24 protein-coding genes are annotated in these 25,185 nt (G+C 67.4%); 9 read left to right on the plus strand and 15 right to left on the minus strand.

Annotation, left to right across the window (positions count from 1 at the left end; translation table 11 throughout):
* Nucleotides 1–706 precede the first annotated feature (706 nt).
* Nucleotides 707–1,822 carry a hypothetical protein gene (locus tag EV139_RS05815; RefSeq protein ID WP_130453357.1) on the plus strand — a complete coding sequence of 372 codons (1,116 nt, stop codon included), beginning with the start codon at nucleotides 707–709 and terminating at the stop codon, nucleotides 1,820–1,822.
* Nucleotides 1,823–1,877: 55 nt separating this feature from the next.
* Here the strand turns inward: EV139_RS05815 and EV139_RS05820 are convergent, their stop codons facing one another.
* Both EV139_RS05820 and EV139_RS05825 read right to left on the minus strand, forming a co-directional pair.
* Complete coding sequence (locus EV139_RS05820) at nucleotides 1,878–2,279, minus strand: ankyrin repeat domain-containing protein (RefSeq protein WP_130453358.1); 402 nt, start codon at nucleotides 2,277–2,279, stop codon at nucleotides 1,878–1,880.
* A gap of 47 nt (nucleotides 2,280–2,326) precedes the next feature.
* Nucleotides 2,327–3,112 carry an SDR family NAD(P)-dependent oxidoreductase gene (locus tag EV139_RS05825; protein ID WP_130453359.1) on the minus strand — a complete coding sequence of 262 codons (786 nt, stop codon included), beginning with the start codon at nucleotides 3,110–3,112 and terminating at the stop codon, nucleotides 2,327–2,329.
* Between the two features lie 163 nt (nucleotides 3,113–3,275).
* Between EV139_RS05825 and EV139_RS05830 the strand changes: the two genes are divergently transcribed.
* The gene (locus EV139_RS05830) at nucleotides 3,276–3,950 is read left to right on the plus strand and encodes an alpha-ketoglutarate-dependent dioxygenase AlkB family protein (RefSeq protein ID WP_337248783.1); all 675 of its coding nucleotides are present in this window, start codon (nucleotides 3,276–3,278) and stop codon (nucleotides 3,948–3,950) included.
* Nucleotides 3,951–3,975: 25 nt separating this feature from the next.
* On the opposite strand, the gene EV139_RS05835 is transcribed toward EV139_RS05830, so the two are convergent.
* The 10 genes from EV139_RS05835 to EV139_RS05880 all read right to left on the minus strand — a co-directional run bounded on the left by EV139_RS05835 (nucleotide 3,976) and on the right by EV139_RS05880 (nucleotide 14,544).
* Complete coding sequence (locus tag EV139_RS05835) at nucleotides 3,976–4,992, minus strand: zinc-dependent alcohol dehydrogenase (protein WP_130453360.1); 1,017 nt, start codon at nucleotides 4,990–4,992, stop codon at nucleotides 3,976–3,978.
* Between the two features lie 46 nt (nucleotides 4,993–5,038).
* On the minus strand, nucleotides 5,039–6,286 hold the full coding sequence (locus tag EV139_RS05840) for a CaiB/BaiF CoA transferase family protein (protein WP_130453361.1): 1,248 nt from the start codon (nucleotides 6,284–6,286) through the stop codon (nucleotides 5,039–5,041).
* Nucleotides 6,283–7,434 carry a thiolase family protein gene (locus tag EV139_RS05845; RefSeq protein ID WP_130453362.1) on the minus strand — a complete coding sequence of 384 codons (1,152 nt, stop codon included), beginning with the start codon at nucleotides 7,432–7,434 and terminating at the stop codon, nucleotides 6,283–6,285. The genes EV139_RS05840 and EV139_RS05845 overlap by 4 nt, the downstream gene beginning before the upstream one ends.
* Nucleotides 7,435–7,452: 18 nt before the next feature.
* Nucleotides 7,453–7,848: a Zn-ribbon domain-containing OB-fold protein gene (locus EV139_RS05850; protein ID WP_130453363.1), complete on the minus strand. Its 396-nt coding sequence runs from the start codon at nucleotides 7,846–7,848 to the stop codon at nucleotides 7,453–7,455.
* 90 nt (nucleotides 7,849–7,938) lie between these two features.
* Nucleotides 7,939–8,922, minus strand: a complete 984-nt coding sequence (locus EV139_RS05855; RefSeq protein WP_130453364.1) for a cyclase family protein — start codon at nucleotides 8,920–8,922, stop codon at nucleotides 7,939–7,941.
* Nucleotides 8,923–8,977: 55 nt separating this feature from the next.
* A complete protein-coding gene (locus tag EV139_RS05860) occupies nucleotides 8,978–9,958 on the minus strand; it encodes an ABC transporter ATP-binding protein (protein ID WP_130453365.1) in 981 nt (326 codons plus the stop codon).
* Nucleotides 9,948–10,958 (minus strand): ABC transporter ATP-binding protein, encoded by a 1,011-nt coding sequence (locus EV139_RS05865; protein WP_130453366.1) that lies wholly within the window; start codon nucleotides 10,956–10,958, stop codon nucleotides 9,948–9,950. The genes EV139_RS05860 and EV139_RS05865 overlap by 11 nt, the downstream gene beginning before the upstream one ends.
* A 67-nt stretch (nucleotides 10,959–11,025) precedes the next feature.
* Nucleotides 11,026–12,606: an ABC transporter substrate-binding protein gene (locus tag EV139_RS05870; protein ID WP_130453367.1), complete on the minus strand. Its 1,581-nt coding sequence runs from the start codon at nucleotides 12,604–12,606 to the stop codon at nucleotides 11,026–11,028.
* A gap of 43 nt (nucleotides 12,607–12,649) precedes the next feature.
* Entirely contained in the window at nucleotides 12,650–13,555 is a 906-nt protein-coding gene (locus EV139_RS05875; RefSeq protein ID WP_130453368.1) for an ABC transporter permease, read from the minus strand.
* A complete protein-coding gene (locus EV139_RS05880) occupies nucleotides 13,552–14,544 on the minus strand; it encodes an ABC transporter permease (protein WP_130453369.1) in 993 nt (330 codons plus the stop codon). The genes EV139_RS05875 and EV139_RS05880 overlap by 4 nt, the downstream gene beginning before the upstream one ends.
* A gap of 402 nt (nucleotides 14,545–14,946) precedes the next feature.
* Here EV139_RS05880 and EV139_RS05885 point away from each other — a divergent pair, with 402 nt between their 5' ends.
* The 4 genes from EV139_RS05885 to EV139_RS05900 are packed head-to-tail and all read left to right on the plus strand — an operon-like array spanning nucleotide 14,947 to nucleotide 18,899.
* Nucleotides 14,947–15,828: an SDR family oxidoreductase gene (locus tag EV139_RS05885; RefSeq protein ID WP_130453370.1), complete on the plus strand. Its 882-nt coding sequence runs from the start codon at nucleotides 14,947–14,949 to the stop codon at nucleotides 15,826–15,828.
* A gap of 36 nt (nucleotides 15,829–15,864) precedes the next feature.
* Nucleotides 15,865–17,364: an aldehyde dehydrogenase gene (locus tag EV139_RS05890; protein WP_130453371.1), complete on the plus strand. Its 1,500-nt coding sequence runs from the start codon at nucleotides 15,865–15,867 to the stop codon at nucleotides 17,362–17,364.
* Between the two features lie 30 nt (nucleotides 17,365–17,394).
* Nucleotides 17,395–18,687, plus strand: coding sequence for a cytochrome P450 (locus EV139_RS05895; RefSeq protein ID WP_130453372.1), 1,293 nt, complete (start codon nucleotides 17,395–17,397; stop codon nucleotides 18,685–18,687).
* Entirely contained in the window at nucleotides 18,687–18,899 is a 213-nt protein-coding gene (locus EV139_RS05900) for a ferredoxin (RefSeq protein ID WP_130453373.1), read from the plus strand. The genes EV139_RS05895 and EV139_RS05900 overlap by 1 nt, the downstream gene beginning before the upstream one ends.
* Nucleotides 18,900–18,972: 73 nt before the next feature.
* Here EV139_RS05900 and EV139_RS05905 read toward each other — a convergent pair whose 3' ends face one another.
* Together EV139_RS05905 and EV139_RS05910 are read right to left on the minus strand one after the other, a co-directional pair.
* Nucleotides 18,973–20,142, minus strand: a complete 1,170-nt coding sequence (locus EV139_RS05905; RefSeq protein WP_130453374.1) for a cytochrome P450 — start codon at nucleotides 20,140–20,142, stop codon at nucleotides 18,973–18,975.
* A gap of 135 nt (nucleotides 20,143–20,277) precedes the next feature.
* Entirely contained in the window at nucleotides 20,278–21,120 is an 843-nt protein-coding gene (locus EV139_RS05910; protein WP_130453375.1) for an IclR family transcriptional regulator, read from the minus strand.
* A 270-nt stretch (nucleotides 21,121–21,390) separates the two neighbouring features.
* Here EV139_RS05910 and EV139_RS05915 point away from each other — a divergent pair, with 270 nt between their 5' ends.
* Nucleotides 21,391–21,981: a carboxymuconolactone decarboxylase family protein gene (locus tag EV139_RS05915; RefSeq protein ID WP_157993003.1), complete on the plus strand. Its 591-nt coding sequence runs from the start codon at nucleotides 21,391–21,393 to the stop codon at nucleotides 21,979–21,981.
* 63 nt (nucleotides 21,982–22,044) lie between these two features.
* Here EV139_RS05915 and EV139_RS05920 read toward each other — a convergent pair whose 3' ends face one another.
* The gene (locus EV139_RS05920) at nucleotides 22,045–22,992 is read right to left on the minus strand and encodes an SDR family NAD(P)-dependent oxidoreductase (protein WP_130453377.1); all 948 of its coding nucleotides are present in this window, start codon (nucleotides 22,990–22,992) and stop codon (nucleotides 22,045–22,047) included.
* A 173-nt stretch (nucleotides 22,993–23,165) separates the two neighbouring features.
* Here EV139_RS05920 and EV139_RS05925 point away from each other — a divergent pair, with 173 nt between their 5' ends.
* Entirely contained in the window at nucleotides 23,166–24,806 is a 1,641-nt protein-coding gene (locus EV139_RS05925; protein ID WP_130453378.1) for a flavin-containing monooxygenase, read from the plus strand.
* Nucleotides 24,803–25,141, plus strand: coding sequence for a DUF4286 family protein (locus tag EV139_RS05930; protein ID WP_130453379.1), 339 nt, complete (start codon nucleotides 24,803–24,805; stop codon nucleotides 25,139–25,141). The genes EV139_RS05925 and EV139_RS05930 overlap by 4 nt, the downstream gene beginning before the upstream one ends.
* Nucleotides 25,142–25,185: the final 44 nt, after the last annotated feature.

The raw sequence follows: 25,185 nt of genomic DNA on the forward strand, positions 1-25,185 counted from the left end.
GAACTCCGAGGGTCTCTCGTTTTGTCCGGCGTGTGCGGGGTTCGCACCGTGCGGGGCACAAGTGCGCCGCATCAACTGGTTTCGCTAGGCCGGACAACTGAGGGGGTGTCGGCCACCGCGGAACCACCAAGAAAATGAGCACCGCGCTGCGCGGAAATGAGTGGCGTAGAGCCCTGGGCTCAGGGTGCTTCGTCATCCTTCGTGCGTAAGCTGTCAATCAGCACCTCCAAGCGAGTGGCCGAAAAGCTGGGCGACCACGTCGATGGCTGCGGTGACCTGGTGGGTTCGCCGGTGTGATTGTCCGGGGGAAGAAATGACGAAGGAGATGACTACCGTTGAAGAATAGACTCACTCTGAGCGTTGCGACTGTGGCTGCGCTCCTCGTGTCGGCCAGTTTCGTCGCCCCGGCTATCGCGGATGACACCGCAGATGACACTGCAGTTGGCACACAATTTGAGGCACCTGCGACAGAACAGGACCCAACTGCGCCCCTTGAGGACGACACGACCGAGGAAGGACTCGGCGATGAGTCTGCTCCCGGTGAACCGGCCGAGACGCCCGATACGAGTCCGAAGTCCACCGAGGCTCCCGCGGAGTCTGGTGAGACGGTCGAGCAAGCCCCCCCCCAACAGCCTCGGCGCTGCCAAATGCTGCGAAAGCGGATCCTAAGATTCGGGTGACGAGCCGCACGAGGTCAAACATCAGCGTGACGAACAGGGTGGTCTTCAAAGGGAAGACCACCGGGAGCCTTGTTGGGAAGCGGGTGCAGCTGCAGGTAAAGCAGAACAGGACCTGGACGAAGCTCAGCAGCAGCAGAGTCTCCGCAGATAAGACCTTCCGCGTTGCCACCGTCGCTACGAAGCCCGGTGCGCAGCAGTATCGCCTCTACGTAAGCGCGACTCAGAAGACAAAGGCCGCGAAGAGCGAGACGTACAGCTATACGGTGGCGCCGCTCCGCGGAAAGGAGGGCGTGACCGAGATCTTTGGGACCTTCACCCTAAAGCAAAACCCTAAGCAGGCTTTGAAGCTCGACCCCCGGACCGGTATCTCCGTCTGGACAGCAGACTGTCGGTCAGTGAAAGGCTGGAAGATGGCGGAGGGAACCTCCGCAGACAACAAGTTCTCGCTCACCGTGCCGCGCTCCGGCAAGTACCGGATCACTGCGGTGACTGAGCCGGCGACGGGTGCGCCGTGGGGCGCACGGAACCCAGGGTGCGCGAAGGTCGAAGCCGTTCAAGCCTTTGCGGGGGAACGTACGCTGCATGACCTGCAGCTGACCGCCCTGGGGGCGATAGCGATCACAGGCAAGACCCCCAGCGGAAACAGCTATCAGCTCTACGATCGCACCGGCACGAAGAAGATGAGGTCGCTCTACGCAAACGGTTATGAGAATAGCGCGTACCCGACGACCTACAAGGTTGTGCAGGAAAATCTGCAGGGCAAGGTCATATCTGTGTTTGGAACCACCAGCAAGGATCCCGCAAAGGGAAAAACGGTGAGGGTCACGCCCGGCAAAGCGGTGCGACTAGATTTTGCCAAGGGTCAAAGCTCGCCAGTGAAGGTCTTCTCGGGCAACATTAAGGTGAAGATCTCGGGCAAGGCCGAGCCAGGAAGCACCCTCACGGCCTCGGTCTCGAAGCTCCCCGCGGGAACGAAAGTGACGTACCAGTGGGTGGAGGATGGCGAGGACATCTTTAAGGCCACGGGCTCCCGCTTCAAGGTGAAGGCCGAAAACAGTACTAATCACCTCATGGTGGCGGTGGTGCTGTCAAAGCCAGGATATTTGGACAGGATCCTGAGCGCCGAAGTCTGGGTGTCCTGACGCGAGGAGCTCTTCGAGTTTCGGCCGAGGTGGAGGCGCCATGCTGCGCGGCGGATTACGTCCCGGGGAGTTCCACGTGGAACATTTCTGCTGCGGCGCGGGCCGAGGGGGTGCCCGCGTCGGGGTCCGCACCGCGAGCCACCAGCTCCGCGATCACGTCGGTGTACCGCTTGAACACGGCTCCCGCGAGTGGAGTCTGCGCGCGATCGTTCGGGCGATTCACGTCGGCGCCGCGCTCGGCGAGCGCCGAGACCAGAGCTGTGTGCCCGTGATAGGCCGCGAGCATGAGCAGCGTGTTGCCGTTCGCGTCGGTGAGGTCGACCGGGACGCCCTGGTCGATCGCGCCCGCGAGCTGCTCCAGCTCGCCCGCGCGTGCGGCGTCGAACAGCGCGTGTGCAAACTGCAGCACGTCGTCTGGAAGCGCGTCGGGGGTCGGCTCAGCGTTCGAATCGGTCATGCGTCCATTCTCCCCGATTGGCGTCGCGCTGCGCGGACCCGGCGCGGTCACCGCCCGGTCGAGCCCGCGGTGGCCTGCGCGGTGGTCGTGGACATCCGTTCGAGCACGCGGGCCGGCAGGAGCCGCGTGAGCGGCCCGGTGAGGCGGTAGCGCCAGTCGGACAGGAGCACGGCGCGGCCGGCGTGCACCGCGCGCAGCCCCTCGCGCGCCACGCGACGGGTGTCCGCCCACGCGATGCGCGGCAGCTGCGGCAGGTGGTCCTCACCCATACGCTCGTGGAACTCGGTGGCGAGCAGGCCTGGACACAGCGCCGTGACCCGCACGCCTCGGCGCCGGTACCTGGCGTTGAGTGAGCGCGAGAGCGACACGACCGCCGACTTCGCGGCGCCGTAGGTGCCCGTGGGGGTGAATGCGGCAACGCTCGCGACGTTGAGGATCCAGCCCTCGCCCCGCGCCAGCATGCCGGGTACGGCGGCGTGCGCCAAGCGCAGCGGCGCCCACGACAGGAGCTCGTGCATGCGGCGCTCATCAGCGATATCGCTCGCCTCGAAGCTCGCGTACACGCCGAAGCCGGCGTTGTTGATGAGGATGTCGACGGGACGATCGGGATCGGCGAGCCGCGCGGCCACGCGCTCGAGCCCGGCGTCGGAGGTGAGATCCGCGGCAAGCACCTCGGGCGCCGTGGCGCCCCGGGTGAGCTCGGTCGCGAGGGCGCTGAGCCGGTGCTCGTCGCGCGCTACGAGAATCACGCGCACCCCGAGTGCGGTGAGCTGCCTGGCGAATTCTTGGCCGAGGCCCGCGGATGCGCCGGAGATGAGTGCGGTGTAGGCCATGCGCACAGTCTTGCACCCGAAGCTGACCGGGGAAGCGCCGATCACGCTCAGATACCCGGGGATGCGGGTGGGGGCTGGCGCGGTGTCGGTGGTGGCTGCGAGACTCGAATCACACGAGCGCGGCGGGCCGGCCGCCGCGGCGAGCACGCGGAGGGAGACGCACGTGGCGACCCTGTTCGGCGACGACATGATTGAGCGCCAGATTCCCGAGCTGCCGCCCGGGGCACACTGTGTCCCCGGCTGGCTCACGCTGGCCCAGCAGCGCTGGATCGTCGCCCGCTTCGGCGAGTGGGTGCGCGGCCCGGTGCCGATCCGGGCCGCGAAGGTGCGCGGGCACGAGATGAGCGTGCGCACGGTCTGCCTCGGCTGGCACTGGCGACCGTACGAGTACACCCGCGAGGCCGTTGACGTGAACGGCAACCGGGTGCTTGAGTTCCCCGACTGGATGGTGCGCCTCGGCCGCAGGGCGCTGGTCGCGGCAACCGGGGATCCGCGTGCGGGCGACGCCTACACCGCCGATACCGCGCTGGTGAATCTGTACGACGATGCCGCGCGCATGGGCATGCACCAGGACAGAGACGAGCGGTCGAGCGCCCCCGTGGTGTCGCTGTCGATCGGCGACACGTGCACGTTCCGCTTCGGCAACACCGAGACACGCAACCGCCCCTACACCGACCTCGCCCTGGCGTCGGGTGACCTCTTCGTCTTCGGCGGGGCCGCGCGCTTTGCCTACCACGGGATCACGCGCGTGCACCCGGGGACCGCCCCGGCCGAGTGCGGGCTTGAGGCGGGCCGCATCAACATCACCATGCGCGAGACGGGGCTCGCGGGCGAGTAGCACGGGCCCCGGGCGGCCCGACCGGCTAATCGAAGGTGACGACCACCTTCTCTGCCGCCCCGGGCGTCTTCGCGAGCTCGAGCGCCTCAAGCGCGCGCTCAAACGGGAGCACGTCGCTGACAATGAGTGCGTATTTCTCGGGGTTCGCGATGATCGCGTCGGTGACCTCGAAAATCTCGGTGGGGTACCCCATTGACATGCGGATATCCACCTCGCTCATGAGGATCTCGCCGAGGTCGAGCTGCACGGGCGACTTGTGCACCGCCGGGATGGTGAGCACCGCGCGGTGCTTGGCCGAGGAGAGCGCGGTCTGCACGACCGCGCCGACGCCGGCGGCGTCAATATACACGTCGGTGTCGGCGCGTTCGCCGCGGCCCAGGGCGTCCATGACGCCGCCCTGCAGCTCGATGAGCCGCGCGCCAACGTCCTCCTGCGACGAATCGATCACGGCGTCCGCGCCGATCGCGAGCGCCTTCTCGAGGCGCCGCGGCACGATGTCGACCACGACCACGTGCGCGACACCCTTCGACTTGAGGCTCAGGAGGGCGCCGAGCCCGATGGGGCCGGCGCCGAAGATGACCGCTTTGTCGCCCGCCTGCGCACCGGACCGGTTGACCGCGTGGTGCGCGACCGCCATCGGCTCGTTGAGCGCTGCGACGTGCCAGGGGATGTCCGACGGGATCACACGGAGCTGGGTGTTGGGCGCGTAGTCCTGAACGAGCACGAGGGGAGTGAGCGCCCCCTGTGCACCGCCGCTGCCGAGCAAGCCGTCGGTGAAGCGCATGGTGTCGATGACCACGTGATCGCCCACGGCGATGCCCGTCACGTTGGCGCCGATCTGGGCGACCTCGGCGGCGGGCTCGTGCCCCAGCGGGGTCGCCCCCAACCTGGGCGGGATCCCCCCGTTGTGCGAGTAGAACGCGTCGGAGCCGCAGATGCCGCAGGCGCGCACGCGCAGCAGCACGTCGTTCGCGCCGACGGTCGGCTCTTCGACCTCGACCCACTCGTTCTGGTCTGGTCCGGTGACGTACACAGATTTCATTGCTGCTCCTCGGGTCTTGCGTGTGGGGGTGGACGGTGGTCCCGGCCTACCCGGCGGCCACCTGCGGGGCCGGGCGCTGCGGGGCGCCAGGCTGGGTCAGCACGCACCCCGACTCTATGAGGGCGCTCACCTGATCGGCGGTGTACCCGAGATCCTGAGTGAGTACTTCCACGGTGTGCGCGCCGAGGCGCGGGGGATAGCTCGCCTGGCGCGTCTCGACGTCCACAAACGTGATGGGCGTCGCGACGTTCTCGAACGCGCTCTCCCCGTCGGCGATCGGGATCAGCGAGCCATCATCGGCCGCCTTCGCGTCGTCAAGCGCCTCGAGAACGTTCTTCACTGGCGCGACCGGCACCGAGGCGTCAGTGAGCGCCGCGACCCAGTGTGCGGCCGGAGCCGTCGCAAACGCCGCCTCGAGGATCTCCCACAGCGCGACGCGGTGTTCAAGCCTGGCAGCCCCGTCGACGAAGCGGGGGTCTGCGACGAGCTCCTCGTGCCCCAATACCGCGCAGAGCGACTCCCACATGCGCGGCGTGTTTGCGGTGACCACGAACTCCCGGCCATCGCCGCCCCTGAACGAGCGGTACGTCGCGATCGAGTCGTGGCCGGCACCCTGCGGGGCGGGTGCAACGCCGGTGATGAGTGTGTAGAGCGCCTGGTACGAGAGCATCGCGAGCTGACCCTTCAGCATCGAGACGTCTACGATCCGCCCCACCCCAGAAACCTCGCGGGCCCGCAGCGCGGCGAGGATCCCGATCACTGCGTACAGCCCCGCGACCACGTCCCCGGCCGGGATCCCGAGCCGCGCGGCGGGCGCTCCGGGGTGACCCGTGAGGCTCATCACGCCGCTGAGCGCCTGCACCACCATGTCGTAGGCCGGGCGGCCGCTGAGCGGGCCCTCCTGCCCGAATCCGCTGATCGATGCCCACACGAGCTCCGGTTTCCGCGCGAGCGCTGCCTTCGGTTCGAGCCCGAGACGCCGCATTACTCCGGGCCGGAAGTTCTCGATCACGACGTCGGCCGAGTCGACCAGCCGAGTCAGGATTTCGAGCCCAGCCTCCGATTTCAAATCGACGACAATGCTGCGCTTGTTGCGGTTGTTCGCCAGAAAGTAGGCGCTCTCGCCCTCGATGCTCGGCCCGGCGATCGCCCGGCTCGAGTCACCCGCCTGCGACTCGACCTTGATCACGTCTGCGCCGAGGTCCCCGAGCAACTGAGTCGCGGAGGGCCCGGAGAGGAAAGTGGTCAGGTCGATGACGCGCAGGCCGGCGAGCGGCTGTTCGGTGGAGCTCATCGTTCTGCCTCAAAGATGTGGATGGTGCAGGCGCCGTGGTCAAGGCCCGCCGTGCCACCGCCGGTGACGTGGGTCATCGCCCAGCGCGGGTCGTCGATCTGCCGCGCCCCGGCCTGCCCGGTGAGCTGCCAATACGCTTCGGCAATCTGCGCCACGCCGCTCGCCCCGACGGGGTGGCCCTTGGCGAGGAGCCCGCCGCTAGGGTTTACGACGACGTCGCCGCCAAATGTGGTCTTGCCGTCGCGGATGAGGTCGACGGCCCGACCGCGCTCGGCGAGCCCGAACGCCTCGTAGTAGATCAGCTCGGCGATCGAGAACGCGTCGTGCAACTCAATCATGTCGAGGTCCTTCGGCTCGATTCCGGCCTGCGCGTAAGCGTCGCGGGCCGAGTCGTAGCTGATCTCGGGCTTCGTCATATCGCGGAAGCCCTCGGCGACGTGGCCGGAGTGGAGCACCGACGCGGCGATCCGCATGCTCGGCGCGCGGCCGTGCTTCTTGCGTGCGCGGTCGGAGGCGAGCACCACGACCGCCGCGCCGTCGCCGGTGGGGCAGCACATGAGGAGCGTGAACGGGTCGGCCACCGGGCGCGCTGCGAGCACCTCCTCCACGGTCACCTCGCTGCGGAACTGGGCGAAGGGGTTGAGCGCGCCGTGCTTGCGCGCTTTCACGCTGATGAGCGCGAGATCTTCGGGGGTGGCAGCGGTGTCGTTGAGATAGCGAGTGGCGCGCATCGCGTACACGGCCGGCATGATGATGCCCTGTTTGACCTCTCGGTCCTCGGCCGCGAGCGGGAGCGCGCCGCCACCGAACTGGGTGAGTTTTTCAACCCCGATCACCACGGCGACGTCGATCGTGCCCTGCGAGATCGCAGTCCAGGCCTCGTGCATGGCGGTTGCCCCGCTCGAACACGCGTTGTCGACGTTCACCGTCGGCACCGTGCCGAGTCCGATCTCCTTGCAGATGCGCTGACCAGTCATCATGCCGCCGTATGAGTGCCCCACGTACACCGCGTCGATGTCGGATTTCGTGACGCCGGCCTCGCGGAGCGCGTCGACGAGCGGCGGCACCGCGAGGCCGACGTAAGAGGAGCTGCGGTGTTTTCCGAACGGAATCATCGCCGCTGAAATAACATGTACGTTCTCAGTCATGTGAAACCTTCCTTGTCCTCAGTTGCTGGCGATCGGAGCGAATGCCCAGGCGTCGCCAGTGACCACCAGTCGCACGGCGCCATCGAGCTGCACCGGCCCGTTGCTCTCATCGAGATCGGCGAGCGTGCGGACCTCGACCCCGTCGAGATCGACATAGCCGAGCGGACGAACCCCGTCGCCGCCGACGTGGAGGCGGGTGAACGAGTAGAGCGACCCCGTCGCTGGGAGCGCGACTCGCGCGACGTCCGTGCTGACGCAGGTGCTGCAGACCACTCGGTTCCCGAGCATGGTCGTGCCGCAGGCGTTGCAGCGGGTGCCGACGAGTCTGGCGCCCTCGGCGAACTCCCCGATGGGGTGGTCTGAATCAAGGTCGGCGATCGGGGCGGAGACTTTCGCGTCTCGCGGTGCATTCATGGTGTGTTCTCCTTGCCGGCGCTGGCGTCGCGGTGAGGCTTGGCCGGCATCTCGTGGTGGTGTGCTGATACGGCGATGAAACCGGGCGGACTAGAAAAGCAGCAGTGGATTAATGAGCACGCCGGTTGAGCGGTGGATCGCCGCGGGTGCCGCGACGAGCTGGCCGACTGAGGTGCCCGCCTCGCGCAGCGCCGCCGCGGCGGGGCCGAGCAGCGAGTTGTCGATGATGCACAGGCCGATCGCCCAGATCAGTTCGTGGACCTCAAGGCGGTGCTGCGTGTTACGGCGCGCGTCGTGGAAGTCCCAGAGCAGCAGCCCCGGCTGGTGCTGCGCGATCCACTCGGCCCCGGAGCCGTCGATACCCGGTCGCGGTTGGGGCACGGCGCCCGGGGTGTACGAGTGCCCAGCCGCTTCGAAACGATCCCGGCCCTGGTACACGAGCAGCGCGTCGCCCGGCGCAAAGTCAACCCCGGTTGCCGCTAGCGCGGCGTCGAGGTCTGCGGCGGTGACCGGATCTTCAGCGGTAACCCACTCGGTGCCGCGCACGCGCGGAATATCGAGCAGGACCCCGCGGGTTGCGATCCCGTGCCGAGCCCACGAGACCATGGTGTCCTCGTCGGTCTGCGAGGCGGAGACGGGGATCCCGCCGTGCCAGGTGCCGTCGGCGCCGATGTGGGCGAAGCCGTCCATGTGCGTGTTGTGGATCCCGTGGGCGTCGTAGGTGATGACGTCGCCGCCGTGCGCGCTGCGGCCGTGCTCACCGGCCCGCACGTCGAGCTCCACCCCGCCGTGGCCGTCGGGGAGCTCGATGACTGCGAGCGCTTGCCACTGCGCCTTCTCGCGCGCCATGGCGTCGGCGAGCCGCGCGAGCTGGGCGGGCCGAGTCTCGACCTCGCGCTCAAGCGAGACCGCGCGGCCGAGGCGCACCGCCGCCGCGCCGCGGAGGCGGGCGGCCTCGTCGATGAGCGCCACCGAGCCCCGGCACTGCTCACCCGCGACGTGGTGCTGTGTCGCGTGCGCGTCCGCGAGTGCGCGGCTCACGGGGAGGAGGGGGTCTGGGAGTGCTTCGATCATGTGATGCTCCTGGAAATGCTGGTGTCGGTGGACAGCGTGCTCGCTGCGCCTGGGATCAGTCGAGGGGGAAGTGGCACGCGGCGTACTGTCCGGGGCGCACCTCGCGCATCTCCGGTTCCTCGCTCGCGCAGCGATCTTGCGCGAGCGGACAGCGCGCCCGGAACCGGCAGCCAGTTGGCGGGTTGAGCGGCGAGGGGATGTCGCCGGTGAGCGCCGGGCCGGTGAACCCGCCGTCGACGTCGGGGTTTGGCACCGAGTCGAGGAGCGCTCGCGTGTAGGGGTGTGCTGGCCGCTCGTACACCTCCACGGAGTCGCCGAACTCGCACGTCTTGCCGAGGTACATCACGAGCACGTTGTCGCTAAAGCTGCGGACCACGCCGAGGTCGTGCGCGATGAACACGATCGACAGGTCGTACTTCTGCTTCAGCTCCTCGAGCAGGTTCAGAATCTGGGCTTGGACCGAGACGTCAAGCGCCGAGATTGGCTCGTCGCAAATGAGGAGTGCCGGCTGCACCGCCAGCGCCCGGCCGATCGCTACCCGCTGCGCCTGGCCACCCGAGAGCTGTCGGGGCAGCATGTCGGCGAAGCGCTCGCTCGGCAGCCCCACCTGCGTGAGCATCTCCTGCGCGCCAGCGAAGCGCTCTTTCTGGGGGACGCCGTCAATCGCCGCCCCCTCCATCACCAGCTCCTTGACCGAGCGGCGTGGGTTCAGTGAGCTGACCGGGTCCTGAAAGATCATCTGCATCTCGCGTCGCAGCTCCTGCATGCGCCGCGGGCTCAGCTGTTCGATCGCCTCATCCTTGAACCGCACGGTGCCGCCGGCGATGGGGTCGAGACGCAGCACGGCTCGCCCGGTCGTCGACTTTCCGCACCCGGATTCCCCGACGATGCCCAGAGTCTCGCCCTGGAGCAGATCGAAGCTCACCCCGGCGACGGCTTTGAACGCGCCGGCAGACGTGTGGTACTCGACCTCGAGGCCGTCGACTGACAGCACCGCGGCCTCTCCGCGCAGGTGCGCGCTTCCGCTACCGGCCAACGAGCTCACCTTCCTTTACGTGTGTCACGGGGTTGAAGCACGCGACCGAGTGGTCGGTGCCTGGCTCGCCGACGCCGGTGACCGGCGGCTGTGCGCTGTGGCACTCGGCAGTCGCCGCCACGCACCGCGCGGCGAATCTGCAGCCGGGTGGCGGATCAGTGGGCGACGGGAGCGAGCCGGAGATGACGTTGAGCGGCGCGTGCCGCGTGTGCTCGATGGTGGGCGTCGCAGCCAGCAGCGCGCTCGTGTACTGGTGCCGCGGGGTGTCAAACACCTGCCGGCTCACCCCGACCTCCGCGAGGCGGCCGGCGTACATGACGGCGACGCGCTCGGTCTGGCCGGCGACGACGTGCAGATCGTGCGAGATCAGCATGACCGACATGTGCCGCTCGATCTGGATCCGGCGCAGCAGATCGAGTACCTGCCGCTGGATCGTCACGTCGAGCGCCGTGGTCGGTTCGTCCGCGATGAGGAGGTCCGGTTCGCAGGCGAGGGCGACCGCGATCATGACACGCTGGCGCATCCCGCCGGAGAGTTCGTGGGGGTAGGCGCGCAGTCGGCGCTCCGGATCCGGCACGCCAACCTCTTGCAGCAGGGTGAGTGAGCGCGAGTGGGCCTCCGACTTCGAGACGCCGAGGTGCGCGCGCATGGTCTCGCTGAGCTGCCGCTCGACGCGCACCACCGGGTTGAGCGAGCGGCCGGGGTCCTGGAAGACCATGGCGATCTGCTTGCCCCAGATCTCTGCGAGCTGTTTCTTGTTCAGGCCCAGCAGGTCGCGCCCCTTGAACGCGACGGATCCGGTGCGATCTGACCGGGCGGGCATGAGTCCCATGACCGCGCGGGCCATGACCGACTTGCCGGATCCGGACTCCCCGACCACGCCGAGCGCCTCGCCCTCGGCCAGGTCGAACGAGACACCGTCGACCGCCTTGACGACGCCGCGCGGGGACCCTATGTAGGCGTGGAGGTTCTCGACCTCAAGGAGCTTGCCGTGGCTCATTCGCTTGCCAATCCTTTGTTGTAGGTGAGTGGTCGTGGGCCCCGCGCGCGGGGCCCACGAGCCTCGGTTACTGCTGGAGCCAGATCTCGGCGACGCGCGGCGTGGTGTAGCCGTACATCAGGACGCCCTGCACCTTGTCGGTGCTGATGAGGCCGTTGTAGTACTCGCTGAACAGGAGGTACGGCTGCAGCTCTGCGAGCCGCTCCTGCACGATCTTGTACTGCTTGGTCTGCTCGGCGACATCGTCGGTCTTGCCCGCGGCGTCGAGCGCCGCGTCGGTCGCGGGATCGCTGAAGCGCGAGTAGTTCGAGGCACCGGCCTTGCTGTAGAGCGCGCCCCAGAGACGGCCCTCAGGCTGCGTGAACGCCATCGACGAGACCGTCGACTGGTAGTCGCCGTTGGTCGTGAACACGCCGGCCTCGTTCGCGGGCTTCTGATCCGCCGTGACCGTGACGTTCTCGAACTGCTGCAGCTGCGACTGGATCGCGTCGAATGCGCCCTGGCTCGACGGCCCGGGGGTCATCGAGAACGTGAACTCCAGGGGCGTGCCCTCGTCGGCGAGCTCGTCGAACAGCTCCTGCGCGCGCTCGGGGTCGTGGCTGGTGAGCGGCACGTCCGAGTAGAACGGCGAGTCCTCGGGGAAGAGCGTCGTCGGGGTGGACGGGAAGCCGCCCGTTGACGCGTCCGAAACCCCGGGAAGATCGAGCGCGTAGCCGAGTGCCTGGCGCGCGCGCACGTCGTCGAACGGTGCCTTCGATGTGTTGAACATCAGGCCAGTGCCACCGTTGAAGGTGTACTTGTGGATGGAGAGCCCGGCGGCCTCCGCGTCCGCGAACGCGAATGCGTCGGAGTTCAGGATCGCGTCGACGTCACCCGAGATCAGGGAGTTGAGGCGCTGCGTGGTGTCGGTGACTCCCTGCACCTCGATCGCGTCGAGGTAGGGGCGCGGGGCGTCGTAGTAGTTCTCGTTGCGGACGAGCTTGGTGACACCGTTCGGGGTCCAGCTCTCAAGCGTGAATGGTCCCGCGCCGATCGGGTTCTTATTGAACTCCTCCGGGCCCTGCTCGAGCGCGGCGGGCGAGGCGATCCACTGGAGCGCGTAGACCATGAAGTTCGAGATGAAGCCGGGGTTCGACTCGGCCATGTGGAGCTTCAACGTGAGGTCGTCGACCACCTCGGTGTCGGCGATCTGGCCCGCGAACCCGGCGCTCGCCGAGCCGTTTGTCGGATCCTTCACGCGGTCCCAGTTGAACTTCACGGCCGTGGCGTCGAACGGGGTGCCGTCTGAGAACTCGATGCCGTCCTTGAGGACCACGTCCCAGGTGGCGCCGTCGTCGGACGTGGTGAACGACTCGCACATGTTGCAGTCGGAGGCGCCGGTTTCCGGGTTTGGCACGAGGAAGTCGCCGTAGAGCGCGCTGTACGTGATCGGCGTCGACGTCGAACTGAACACCTGCACTGGATCGAAGCCGTTCGTGGGGAACATCTCGATCGCCTTGAGAGTGCCGCCGCTGACCGGGTCGCCCGCGGGCTCCTGGACCGAGCCGCTGGCTGGCTCGCCGCCGCCGGAGCAGCCAGCGAGGGCGAGAAGCGCCGCGGTCGCGAGTGCGACGAACGCGGATTTCTTCGTTGAAATCACAGTGACCATCTTTCTTGTGTGTGTGGAGCGGATTGCGGAAGGCTGCGCGCGGCTACGCCGCGCGGTCGAAGCGCTGGCGGAGGTGTTCCCCGGCCTGGTTCAGCGCGAAGACCGTGAGGAAGAGCACGGCGGCGGGGACGAAGACCATGTACGGCTGCGCGCGGAGCACGGCGGCGCCGGCGTTGATCATGCCGCCCCAGCTCGGCGTTGGCGGTGGTACTCCGAGACCGAGGAAGCTCAGGGATCCCTCGGCCACGATGAGCGCCGCGATGACGAGCGGGAGGTAGGCCGCGATTGAGGGCACGACGTTTGGCAGGATTTCGCGCAGCAGGATCCGGGTGTTGCTCGCTCCCATGTTGCGCGCAGCCCGCACGAAGTCGCGACTGGCCCAGGCCATGGTGTTCGCTCGCGTGAGTCGGATGAAGGTGGGAACGCTGCTGACCGCGAGGCCGATGAGGAGCACCCAGATACTCGGGGAGAAGATTGCGGTGATCGCGAGCAGGAGCACAAGAACGGGGAACGAGAGCACGACGTCCGCGAGCAGGGTGATGATCCAGTCGGCCGCACCGCGGAAGTACCCGGCTATGAGGCCAAGCATGATCCCGACGACGACGCCGATTCCGGCAGCGCACGTGCCGACGACGAGGGAGATCTGCGCGCCGTAGATGAGGCGGGACATGAGCGAGCGGCCGACCGCATCGGTGCCGAGCCACAGCTCGATTGGGCCGCTGAACGAGGGGGCGAGTCGGCCTGGGCCGGCCACCTCGTCGTAGTTCGGGATCGGGAGCAGCGGTGCCGTGATGGCGAGGGCCACAATGAGCGCGATCCAGAAGTAGGAGAACCACACCAGGACGGAGAACTGGCGCTTGGGCGCCGCGATCGACGGCACCCCGGTGCGCGCGACGGTCTGGCGGATCTTCTTGCCGGGGCGGAGCGTGACGCTCGTGGTGGGGATCACGCGGCGACCTCCTGTGACTTGGGGCGGCGGGTTTTCTTCGCGCTGGGTGCGCGGCGTACACGTGGGTCGACGAGCCCGTAGCTCACGTCCACGAGCATGTTCATGACCACGAACACGAGGGCGATGAACGCGACGACGCCCTGCACCGCGACGATGTCGTTCGTGGTGACGGCGTTGGCGATGTACTGGCCGAGGCCTGGCAGCACGAACAGCATCTCGACGATGATGGTCCCGCCGATCAGGCGGGCAAGGCTGAGCCCTGAGATCGTGAGGAGCGAGAACGAGGAGGGGCGGAACGCGTGCCGAAACATGACGTAGCGGCTCGACAGGCCCTTCGCCCGCGCTGCGGCGACGTAGTCCTCGTTGAGCGTGCTGATGAGGTCGGCGCGTAGGACTCGGTGGAACGCGGCGATCTCGGTGATTGCTGCGGCGAGAGCAGGCAGGAACGCCGCGCGGAGATTCCCGCCAAGGCTCTCGCCGATTGGCACCCACCCGAGTGCGGGGAAGACATTGACGCTCACCGCAAAGAAGTAGATGAGCACCGGCCCGGCGACGAACGCCGGTACCGAGAGGAACACGGAGGTGATCGCGCTGATTGTGCGGTCGACCGAGCCGCCCGGGCGGCTCGCGGAAACGATCGCGAGCGGCACGGAGATGGCGAGTGAGATGATGAGCGCGAGCACTGCGATCTCGAGCGTGACGGGGATGCGCTCCGCGATCGACTGCATGACCGGGATGTGGGTGATCGGTGACGTACCGAGGTCGCCCTGGACCGCGTGCCACAGCCAGTCGAAGTACTGCACCAGGAACGGGCGGTCGTAGCCGAGCGCGGCGTTCAGCGCCGCGACGTTCTCCGGGGTTGCCTCGTCACCGAGAATCGTCTGCGCCACGGACCCAGGCGCGAAGCTGAGCAGCAGGCTCACGCTGAAGGTGACGAGGAGCACGACGAGGAGGCCGTAGCCGACTCTGCGAAGAATGCTAGGCCACACGAGAGGCCCCCTGTGGTGCCCGAGGCCCGGCCGTGCGGGGTGGCGGCGGTACGGCGAGCCCGCCGAGTTCCGTGCTCAAATCGACTCCTTCGTCGTTTGGGGAGGGGAAGCCGAGCAGCTGTGCTGCCGAGCCGAGGTGCGGGCCCGAGGCCCCGAGGTGTGTTCTCTTTAGCGAAACGCTAGTTCGCTAGTACGAACACTCGGCAAGCATGCCCCACCCTGGCGGAGCTTGTCAATAGCTGAAATCTGAACCGCGCTCACCGGGGGGATCGCGGTGGAACTGCGCGATTGACTTCGGGTCCGCCGGTGTGCAAAAATCGCAATGCGTTCTTTTGTACCGACCATCTGTTCGTAAGTACAGAACGCACTTCGTTCATCGAACATGACAAGGATGTCTTCACTATGACGGATTATCTCGGGTACCGGGGCAAAGCCTGCGTGATTACGGGCGCGGCCTCTGGCATGGCGCGCGCGCTGACCGAACTGCTCGTCGATCTTGGCGCGGAGGTCTACGCGATCGACCGCGTCGACTCGCCGGTTCCGGGGGTGAAGCAGTCATTCATCGCGGACCTCGGCGACCAGGCGTCAATTGACGCACTGTTCACGCAGCTGCCGGCTCGGTTCGACGCGTTCTTCGGTGTGGCCGGGCTCGCCGGCGTGCACACCTCGTTCCTCGACACGATGACCGTGAACTACACCGCGAACAAGTACATCACCGATACCTACCTCACGGAGCGTCTCAACGAGGGTGGGTCGATCGCGTACGTCACCTCCGCCGGCGGGCTGCGGTGGGAGTTCCCGGAGATCCGGGAGGAGCTCGCTGAGTTCACCGATGCTGCGGCGGACTGGGACACGCTCGTCGAGCGCACCCGCGCCTTTGACGAGCGTCACGGTGGCGAGCTCGCCGGCTTCGTTGGGTACATGCTCTCGAAGCGTGCGCTGAACCTCTTCGTTGCGGAGCGCGTCGAGCGATTTGCGGCGAAGCAGGTGCGGATCAACGCCGTGCTGCCGTCGATGACCGCGACCGGAATGCTCGGCGACTTTGCCGAGCAGCGCGGCGGGATGGACAACCTCAAAGCCGCGAGCACGGGCCCGGCTGGCCGGCTGGCCGAGCCCCTGGACATGGCGCGCGCCCTCGTCTTCCTCGGGAGCGACCTTGCCGGGTTCATCTCCGGGGTGTTCCTCGACGTCGACTACGGCATGAACGCGCTCGAGCTCGCCGGGGTGAACCCGATGCGAACGCGGTGGACGTTCGCCGACACCCTCGCCAAGCGCGCGTCATAGTCGACGCGCGGATCTTCGATAGTAAGGAAAGCACACGTGACTGAAGCACAGACTCTCCGCGGCAGGCCGGTCAACCTGCGGCACCCGGACAAGCTCTTCATCAACGGAGAGTGGGTGGCGCCCCAGGGTGGCCTGCCCGCGTTCGACATCATCGACTCCACCACCGAGGAAGTGTTCTACAGCGTCGCGCAGGCCGGCCCGCAGGACATGGACTCGGCGATCGCAGCGGCGCGCTACGCCTTCGATCACACCGACTGGCCGTTCCTCGACCCCTCCGTGCGTGCCGAGTACCTGCGTAAGCTCGCGGCCGGGCTCCGAGCTCGGAGCGAAGAGATGGCGGTGTACTGGACTCGGCAGACCGGTCCGACCTTCGCGATGGCGCAGGCCTCGATGCAGCGCGTCCCGATGGCCTACGACTTCTACGCGGATCTCGCCGAGACGTACCCGTGGGTCACGCAGGCGAAGTCGTCGATGTCGAACTGGTCCGCGGTGGTGGCAGAACCGATCGGGGTCGTCGCCGCGATCGTGCCGTGGAACACCCCGCTCTCGCTCGCAACCTGGAAGATCGCGCCGGCACTGCTGACCGGCTGCACGGTCGTGCTGAAGCTCCCCGCCGAGGCGCCGGGGGAGCTGCTCGCCCTGACAGAGGTCGCGGAGGAGATTGGTCTCCCGCCGGGCGTGCTGAACGTCGTCACCGGTCGCCGCGGCGTGACCGAGCAGCTGGTCCGCGACCCGCGCGTCAACAAGGTCGGCTTCACCGGCTCGAGTGAGGTCGGCAAGAAGATCGCGGTGACCGCGAGTGAACACCTCGCGCGCTTCACCCTTGAGCTCGGCGGCAAGTCAGCGGCGGTGGTGCTCGATGACTATGACCTCGAAAAGGTCGCGGCGATCATCGCCGGCCAGGAGATCTCTCTGACCGGACAGAACTGCTCATCACTCACCAGGGTGGTCGTGCCGCGCGCGAAGCATGACGAGTTCGCCGAGCTGCTCGGCGCGAAGTTCGCGGCGGTGCAGGTGGGCGACCCGTTCGCCCCGGACACCCAGATGGGCCCGGTTGCGCTTGAGCGCCAGCGCGAGAGCATCCTCGGGTACATCGAAGCGGGGAAGGCCGAGGGGGCGACCCTCGTCACGGGCGGTTCGCGCCCGGCGCACCTCGATCGCGGTTGGTTCGTCGAGCCCACCGTGTTCGCGAACGTCGACCGCAACGCGACGATCGCGCAGGAGGAGATCTTTGGCCCCGTGGTCTCGATCATCCCGGCGGACGATGAGGACGATGCGGTCGAGATCGCGAATGGAACGCCCTTTGGCCTGAACTCGGCCGTGTTCTCGGACGATACGGAGCGGGCCTGGGGCATCGCGCGTCGGCTCAGGGCCGGCACGGTGGGGCACAACGGCTTCAAGGTCGAATCGCTGCTCATCGGCTTCGGCGGCGTGAAGGAGTCGGGCTACGGCCGCGAGGGCGGCGAGATGGGCGTGTCCGCCTACATCGAGCCGAAGACGGTCCTCATGGACGCGGCGCCCGAGCGCTACAAGTAAGCGAACAGACGAGAAGAGGGAACGTCAGTCATGACAACTGTTGACATCAACCCGGTCGATGTGGATTTCTTCACCGATCCGGAGGTCGCGGCACACGCCGAGCCATACTTCGACTACATGATCAAGCACCACCCGGTGTTCCGGGAACCAAAATACGGCGTCGTGATCGTGTCGGGGTACGAGGAGTCTCTGCAGGTCTACCACCAGCCCGACGTGTACTCCTCGATCAACCGAACGGGCGGGCCGATCCTCGACCTGCCGTTCGAGGTGACGGGCGACGACATCACTGAGCTACTCGAGCAGCACCGTGAGCACTTCGGCGCAAACGACCAGATCGTGACGTTCGATCCGCCGGTGCACACGGCACATCGCGCCGTGCTGATGGGGCTCATCACCCCCAAGCGGCTGAAGGAGAACGAAGAGTTCCTGAAGCGCATGGCCGACCGCTATCTCGACGAACTGCTGCCGACCGGCAAGTGCGAGTTCATCTGGGACTACGCGAAGAAGTACACGGTGCTCGCGGTTGGCGATCTGCTCGGGGTCCCCGAGTCCGACTTCGACCTCCTGCTCGACATCTTCGCGAGCGGCCCGACCGGGCCGGTGCTCGGCAACCTTGAGCTCCAGGCGAACCACCACAACAGCCTCGAGCGCATGTACGACTACTTCGTCGGCAAGATCGAGGAGCGCCGGGCTGACCCGAAGGACGACGTGCTCACCGGGCTCGCGCTCGCGACCTTCCCGGACGGCTCTCTGCCGCAGCCGCTCGAGGTTGCGCGTATCGCGGCGAACATGTTCGCCGCGGGCCAGGAGACCACCGTGCAGCTCATGGGGATCTGCCTGCAGCGCATCGCCGAGGATCCGGAGTTGCAGGAGCTGCTGCGCCGCGAGCCCGCGCTCGTCCCGGGGTTCATCGAGGAGGTGCTGCGTGTCGAGGCCCCCATCAAGGGGTCGTTCCGCGTGGTGAAGCGGCCGACGGAGATCGGCGGCCTTGAACTTGCCCCCGGCACCAACGTCATGCTGCTGCACGGCGCGGCGGGGCGCGATGAGCGGCTGTTCGAGAACGCCGCGGAGTTTGACGCGCGGCGCGGTAACGCGCGGCAGCACCTCGCGTTTGGGCGCGGCATTCATACCTGTCCGGGCGCGCCGCTGGCGCGCGCCGAGGCGGTGTTCTCGATCCAGCGCCTGCTGGCGCGCACGAGCAGCCTCACGATCGATGATGCGCACCACGGCCCGGCGGGCGAGCGCGAGTGGGATCTGATCCGCAGCTACAAGTTCCGCGGACACCAGCACCTGTTCCTCACGTTCACGGGGGTGAGCGAGTAGTGGCCGAGGAGCTCACCGTAGACCGCGACCGCTGCATGGGGTCGGGGCAGTGCACGTTCTACGCCCCCGGGACGTTCGATCTCGACGACGACAGCATCGCGATCGTGGTGGCCGCGGACGGCGACCCGGAGGACAAGATTCAGATGGCGATCGACGTCTGCCCCACGCGGGCAATCGCGCGCGCACTCGCGCAGGGCGATTCTGCGCCCTAGCTGGAGGCGCACGAAATACGGCGGGGAGGGAGCTGCTCAGCAGCTCCCTCCCCGCCGTTGTGTGCGGTGCCGGCTACCAGGCGACCGGCATCGTGTGGATGCCGAAGTTGCTGTATTCCTTCAGCGGGAGCTCTGACACGGGGACCGCCAGCGCGAGCTCGGGCAGGCGCGTGAACAGAATCTCGAGCACGACTACGAGCTCGAGCCGCGCGACGTTCTGGCCGAGGCACTGGTGCGGGCCGAAGCCGAACGCGACGTGGTTGCGTGCGCCGCGCGTGAAGTCGATGCGGTCTGGCTCGGGGAACACGTCCGGGTCGCGGTTTGCGGTGTTCGTGAGCGCGGCGACCACGGAGCCGGAGGGGATGGTGACGCCGCGCAGCTCGATGTCCTCGACCGCGAGACGCAGGCCGCCCGTCTCTGCGATGGTGAAGTACCGCAGCAGCTCCTCCACGGCGCCGGGGATGAGCTCCGGCTGTTCGGCGAGCTGCTGACGCAGCTCGGGCTTGTCGAGCAGCGTCATGACCGCGAGTGAGATCATGTTGCTCGTGGTTTCGTGACCGGCGATGAGGAGCAGGTGGCCGAGGCCGATTGCCTCCTCGCGCGGTGCGCCTGCCGCGAGCTGCCGGCTGAGGACGTCGTCGCCGGGGGCGGCGATCCGGGCGTCGACGAGCGTGGCGATGTAGTCGACGATGTCGCTGGACGCCTGCTGGCGCTTCTCCATGTTTTCAAGTCCGTCCGCGAAGATCCCGGCCTTCTCCTGGAAAAACGCGTAATCGCTCTCTGGGACGTTGAGGAGGTCCGCGATGACCATCGAGGGGACGGGGAGTGCGAGCAGCTCGACGAAGTCGCCTGAATTGCCGCTCGCGAGCATGGCGTCGATCGACTGGTTGACGATCTCCTCAATGCGCGGTCGCATGGCGGAGATCTTCTTGACCGTGAATTCACCCATGACGCGACCGCGCTGCGCGGCGTGCGCGGGCGGATCCATCTCAATGATCCGGCCGGGGTGGCTGCGTGGGTTATACGCCATGTGCCCGGGATGCAGCGGGTGTGAGCGGTCGGAGCTGAAACTGGTGTTTCCCAGCATCGCGCGCACGTCCTCGTACTTGGCGACCGTCCACACGTCGCCGCCGCGCTCGGTCCACTCGAGTTGCGCGATCGGCTCCTCCGCGAGAAGTCGGCGGTGCGCGGCGGGGGGACCGTACGGGTCGGTCCTCCGGGTGGAAAAAGCTGTCTTCGTCATTGAACACTCTTTCTAGTGAGTCGGAGTCGCGCCACGGACCGTTCCATTTAAAAGAACACTTGATCGTTGTAACGCAACACCAATTATGCGCGCCGAAACGCCGCCTGTCAATGCGGGCGGTGGTGCCAGCGGAGGCTACTCTGCGACCGGAGAGCGGGAGAACCGGTTCGACGGATCGGTGTGGTACTGCGTGAGCTCCGCGGCCCCCGCGGTGACCACCTCGGCGAGGTGCGCGAGCTGCGCCTCGTCAAACCGCGACTCCGGCAGGGAGATGCCGGCCGCGCCGAGCACCCCGTTCTGGCGGAACACCGGGGCCGCGATCGCCACGGCCCCGGTGATCCGCTCGCCGCGGCTCACGCAGTAGCCGTCGCGCCGGATCTGTTCGAGTCGCGTTGCGAGGGCGTCCGGGGCGGTGACGGTCCGCTCGGTCTGCGCCTCGAGTTCACCGTCGATGATCCGCTGCTGCACGGCTTCCGGGGCGAATGCGAGGATCGCCAGGCCGCTGGCCCCAGCGTGCAGTGGAAGCCACTCGTGGAGCGGAATCACGTACCTGAGCGGTTGGGGGGACTCCGCGGTGAGCGTGAACATCATCTGGCTCCGCAGCTCGTTGTACGAGCTGAAGAATGAGGTCTCCCGCGTCGCCTCGCTGAGTCGCTGGAGCGTGCGCGTGGCGAGCTCCTGGAGCGGGTGCTGCGCCGAGGTGGCCCAGGCGAGGCGAAGGAACTCCGGCCCGATCTGGTAGGTGCTGCTCGGGGTGCGGGTGACCATTCCGAGCCGCTCGAGGTCGGTGATGAGGCGGTGAGCCGTGCTCGGGCTGACGCCGAGCCGTCCGGCGAGCTCCCTGACGCCGTGCGAGTCCTGCTCGCTGTCAATAATGAGCGCGAGGAGCTCCAGGCCTCGCGCGAGAGGCTGGCGTCGGTGGGCTGCGCCGGCCGCGTCTGGCGTCGTGGGCTCGGAGGGTGTGTCAGGGGTCTGCATGGTCGGTGTTCCTTGCTCCCGGGGTTCCCGGATTCGCTTGACAAGCCGCGGTGCGGCGATGCATTCTTAATTCTGCGCGCTACGCAACGGGTGTTCTGTTCTATGAAACACTATCGCTGTACGGACATGCCCGGGGGAATTCGCGAGGTTGCGGATTGTCCGACGGGCCACCCGGACGCCTACGGCGCATGTTAGCAGGGCCGAATGCCGGGCCGAGCGCGCGCTCCGGTGCGCCGGGGCGATTCCCGAGAGCGAAGCGAGGAGCGACGTATGACCGAAGCCAGGATCCCCCCGATCCCCACCGCCGACTGGAGCGATGAGATGTGGGAGGCGTTATCGGTGATCGGGGCGCGCCGCCCCGAGCCCGGTGCTGCCCCGGGGCCCAGCTCAAACATCCTGGGCATCTACGCGAACCACCCGCCGCTGGTGACCGGGTGGATGCCGTTCTCGGCGCACCTGAAGCACTCGGCGCTCTCCGATCGGGTTCGCGAGATGGCGATCCTCCGCACGACCTGGCTGGGGGGTGGCGAGTACGAGTGGGCGCAGCACTGCAGAATCGCGCTCGGTGCCGGGCTGAGCCAGGCCGAAATCGATGCGCTCTCGGACCTTGGGCCCGCGACCTGGTCTGAGGGGGACGCCGTGATCGTGCGGGCGATCGACGAGATCTGCCGCACCCGAAACGTGAGCGACGACACCTGGGCGCGCCTCGCCGAGCAGTTCGACCGGCCGCAGCTGATTGACTTCGTGTTCCTCGTCTCGACCTACGATATGCACTGCGTCGCGTTCAACACGCTCGGGCTGCAGCTCGACGACGGCCTTGCCGGGTTCCCGAGCGCGCACCCACGCGGCGGCGCGGCCTAGCTCGTGACGCGCGCTGGGGCGCCGGGGTACGTCGCCCGGCTGCCCCAGCGCGCGTGTGCGCCCCTAGTGGCTCAGGTGCGACATGAAGCGGGTGGCCCACTCGTTGAGGTTGGCGGGAATGTAGTAGCTCTCGGGATCGGTGATCTCGCCGAAGTGCGCCGCGATGTCCTCGAGCGCGGTGCCGGCGTCGCCGTCGTCGAGCCAGCCCTCGGTGACGCCGAGGAACCACCGGGCGTAGCGCTTCGCCCCCGCGACGAGGATCTCGCCGTTCACGTCGCACGACTCATGCGCGAGAAACGCGGCCATCGGGGCCACGAACGCGCTGTCCATCGCAGCGAGGCGGGCCTCGTCGAGATCGCGGGAGGCCGCGCCCATGTCCGACTTCTTCAGGTTCTCGCTCGGTCGGGTGATCGCGTTCGGGGCGAGGCAGTTGACGCGGATCCCGAGCGGCTCGGCCGCCACCGCGAGGCTGCGGGTGAAGCCGATGACGGCGCCCTTCGCGGTGGCGTACGCGAGGTTTGCCGGGAGGCCGAACATGCCGGTGGACGTGGTGGTGATGATGCGCCCGTACTGCTGCTCGACCATGTGCGGCCACGCGGCGCGGGTGGTGTGCCAGGTCCCGCGAACGTGGACGTCGAGGGTGCGTTCGAGGTTGTCGGCATCGGCCTCTGGGAAGGTGGCCCAGCGCGAGATGCCTGCGTTGTTGACCACGATGTCAGTGCGCCCGAACGCGGTGATCGCGGTCTCGATGAGCGCGTGGCAGCCGGCTTCGGTGCCAATGTCGTTCGTGTCTGCGACCGCCTCGCCGCCCGCCGCGACGATCTCGGCAACCACGTCGTTTGCGGGCCCGGCGCTCGCGCCCTCGCCCTCGTGCGAGCCGCCGAAGTCGTTGACCACCACGCGCGCGCCGCGCGCGGCGAGCAGCAGCGCGTGTGCGCGGCCAAGCCCGCGGCCTGCTCCGGTAATGACCGCGACGCGGCCGTCGAATCGCAGCTCGGTGTTGGTGTTCATGTGTCTCCTTTGATCAAGAACAGTCACGATTATCAACACAGTAGCTCATGTTTGTCGTTCCAAACCACCGCAAAATTCGTTGAATTTATGGCAATCACTTGCAAGTATTAAAAGATAGAGCTTAAATAAGTGCACGGCCGCAGGATGCGGGCCGCAGAGGGAGCAAACTACTCATGACTGCATACACTGAAGACACCGGCGTCGACATTGATGTGTTGGTAATCGGTGCCGGAGTTGTCGGCATCTACGCCCTGCACCGCGCGGTGCGGGCGGGGTTCACCGCGCTGACGCTCGAGGCCGGGGACGGCGTTGGGGGCGTGTGGTACTGGAACCGGTACCCCGCCGCGCGCTTCGACTCGGAGAGCTATTCGTACGGCTACATTCACGACAAGCAGCTGTTCGACGACTGGAAGTGGGAAGAGGAGTTCGCCACCCAGCCCGAGATCGAGCGCTACCTCAACCACGTGGTTGATCGCTACGCGCTGCGCGAGCGCATCGAGACGGGTCAGCGCGTCGTCTCCGCCGTCTACGACGAGGGGGCACAGCACTGGGTGGTCGAGACGGAGCAGGGCCGCACCGTCACGGCGCGCTGGGTGATCTCGGCGACCGGTGGGCTCTCAGTGCCGCACTACCCCGAGCTCGACGGGATCGAGAGCTTCGTCGGGGAGGCGCACCACACGGGAGCGTGGCCCCACGAGCCCATCGACTTCGCCGGAAAGCGCGTCGCCATCATCGGCAACGGGCCGAGCGGCTCGCAGCTGCTGCCGGCGATCGTCGACACCGTGGAGCGCGTTGACCTCTACCAGCGCACCCCCACGTGGACCACGCCCCTGAACAACGCGCCGCTGAGTGACGAGAAGCGTGCCGCGCTCAGCGCCGACTGGGAGCGCGTGACACACACGCTCAGCAGCTCGCCTTCCGGCTTTCTCCACCCGTTCTCCGGGAAGTTCTCGACGGATCACACTCCAGAGGAGCGCCAGGCGTTTTTTGAGACGATGTGGCAGGCGCCGGGGTTCGGCAAGCTCACCATGAACTACTTCGACATGACCACGAACCGCGAGGTCAATCTTGAGTTCTGCGAATTCATCGCGGCGAAGGTGCGCAGCATCGTGACGGACCAGGCGACGGCGGAGCGGCTCATCCCGACCGACCATCTCTTTGGCGCGAAGCGGCCGCCGTTCGTTGAGAACTACTACGAGTCGTTCAACAAGCCGAGCGCCTCGCTCATCTCGCTGCGCGAGACGCCAATCGTCCGCGTCGACGCGACCGGCATCGAGACGACGGCCGGTCACCAGGAGTACGACGTCATCGTGTACGCGACGGGCTTCGACTTCGGCACCGGCGCGCTCACGCGGATGGGGGTACGCGGCACGAACGGGCTCGACCTCAGCACCGACTGGGAAGAGGGTCCGTCGGACTTCGGCGGCTTTGCCGCGCACGACCTGCCCAACTTCTTCTTCCCCGGCGGTCCGCACGGCGCAGGCGGCGGCAACTACCCGAGGTACAGCCAGTTCCAGGTCGACTGGATCCTCGACACGATGATCTACGCGCGCGAGCACGGATTTGCGACGTTCGAGCCGACGGCGGAGCAGGAGCAGGGCTGGATGGATATGATCGCCGAGCTCGCGCCGAAATCGATCTTCTCGGCGGAACACAGCCACTACTACGGTGCGAACGTGCAGGGCAAACCCCGCAAGTTCCTCCTGAACCCCGGCGGCAGACAGGGACTCGTCGACATCCTCGCGCACATGACCGCGACGGCCGACTACAACGGCGCACTGGTGGCCGCGCACGAGTTGGCGGCGCAGGCGTGAGCGCCCAGGTGCAGCCTGCGGAGCTGATCCTGGTGCTCGCCAACGCGGTGGCGGGCCGCGAGGCTGAATTCAGCAGCTGGTACACGGACGAGCACCTGCCGGAGGTCGTGCGCCTCGCCGGCGTTGCGAGCGCCCAGCGCTACGAGGTGCCGGAGGCCCTCGCCGCACAACTGCCATATCGCTACGCGACCGTCTACGCGATCGACGGCTCGGCGGCGGCAGCGATGCAGCGGATCATCTCGGCCGAGTACTCCTCGCAGAGCGATGCGCTCGACGTGCACGGCATGGTGATGAGTCCGTTCGTGCCGCTCGGTGCGCCGATCACGCCGGCGTGATCGGCGCAGCAGAGACGTTCGATTGACTCAGCGGTTGAGTCTGG

Origin of the sequence: Leucobacter luti (genome assembly GCF_004217175.1) — a bacterium.
GTDB classification, from domain to species: domain Bacteria; phylum Actinomycetota; class Actinomycetes; order Actinomycetales; family Microbacteriaceae; genus Leucobacter; species Leucobacter luti.

What these genes read in the sequence shown, in the direction of transcription:
- EV139_RS05825 (WP_130453359.1), bottom strand. Translation starts at nt 3,112, where the DNA reads ATGGCCTACACCGCACTCATCTCCGGCGCATCCGCGGGCCTCGGCCAA.
- EV139_RS05905 (WP_130453374.1), bottom strand. Translation starts at nt 20,142, where the DNA reads ATGACGAAGACAGCTTTTTCCACCCGGAGGACCGACCCGTACGGTCCC.
- EV139_RS05885 (WP_130453370.1), top strand. Translation starts at nt 14,947, where the DNA reads ATGACGGATTATCTCGGGTACCGGGGCAAAGCCTGCGTGATTACGGGC.
- EV139_RS05840 (WP_130453361.1), bottom strand. Translation starts at nt 6,286, where the DNA reads ATGAGCTCCACCGAACAGCCGCTCGCCGGCCTGCGCGTCATCGACCTG.
- EV139_RS05920 (WP_130453377.1), bottom strand. Translation starts at nt 22,992, where the DNA reads ATGAACACCAACACCGAGCTGCGATTCGACGGCCGCGTCGCGGTCATT.
- EV139_RS05835 (WP_130453360.1), bottom strand. Translation starts at nt 4,992, where the DNA reads ATGAAATCTGTGTACGTCACCGGACCAGACCAGAACGAGTGGGTCGAG.
- EV139_RS05855 (WP_130453364.1), bottom strand. Translation starts at nt 8,922, where the DNA reads ATGATCGAAGCACTCCCAGACCCCCTCCTCCCCGTGAGCCGCGCACTC.
- EV139_RS05925 (WP_130453378.1), top strand. Translation starts at nt 23,166, where the DNA reads ATGACTGCATACACTGAAGACACCGGCGTCGACATTGATGTGTTGGTA.
- EV139_RS05845 (WP_130453362.1), bottom strand. Translation starts at nt 7,434, where the DNA reads ATGACTGAGAACGTACATGTTATTTCAGCGGCGATGATTCCGTTCGGA.
- EV139_RS05910 (WP_130453375.1), bottom strand. Translation starts at nt 21,120, where the DNA reads ATGCAGACCCCTGACACACCCTCCGAGCCCACGACGCCAGACGCGGCC.
- EV139_RS05820 (WP_130453358.1), bottom strand. Translation starts at nt 2,279, where the DNA reads ATGACCGATTCGAACGCTGAGCCGACCCCCGACGCGCTTCCAGACGAC.
- EV139_RS05850 (WP_130453363.1), bottom strand. Translation starts at nt 7,848, where the DNA reads ATGAATGCACCGCGAGACGCGAAAGTCTCCGCCCCGATCGCCGACCTT.
- EV139_RS05895 (WP_130453372.1), top strand. Translation starts at nt 17,395, where the DNA reads ATGACAACTGTTGACATCAACCCGGTCGATGTGGATTTCTTCACCGAT.
- EV139_RS05865 (WP_130453366.1), bottom strand. Translation starts at nt 10,958, where the DNA reads ATGAGCCACGGCAAGCTCCTTGAGGTCGAGAACCTCCACGCCTACATA.
- EV139_RS05915 (WP_157993003.1), top strand. Translation starts at nt 21,391, where the DNA reads ATGACCGAAGCCAGGATCCCCCCGATCCCCACCGCCGACTGGAGCGAT.
- EV139_RS05870 (WP_130453367.1), bottom strand. Translation starts at nt 12,606, where the DNA reads ATGGTCACTGTGATTTCAACGAAGAAATCCGCGTTCGTCGCACTCGCG.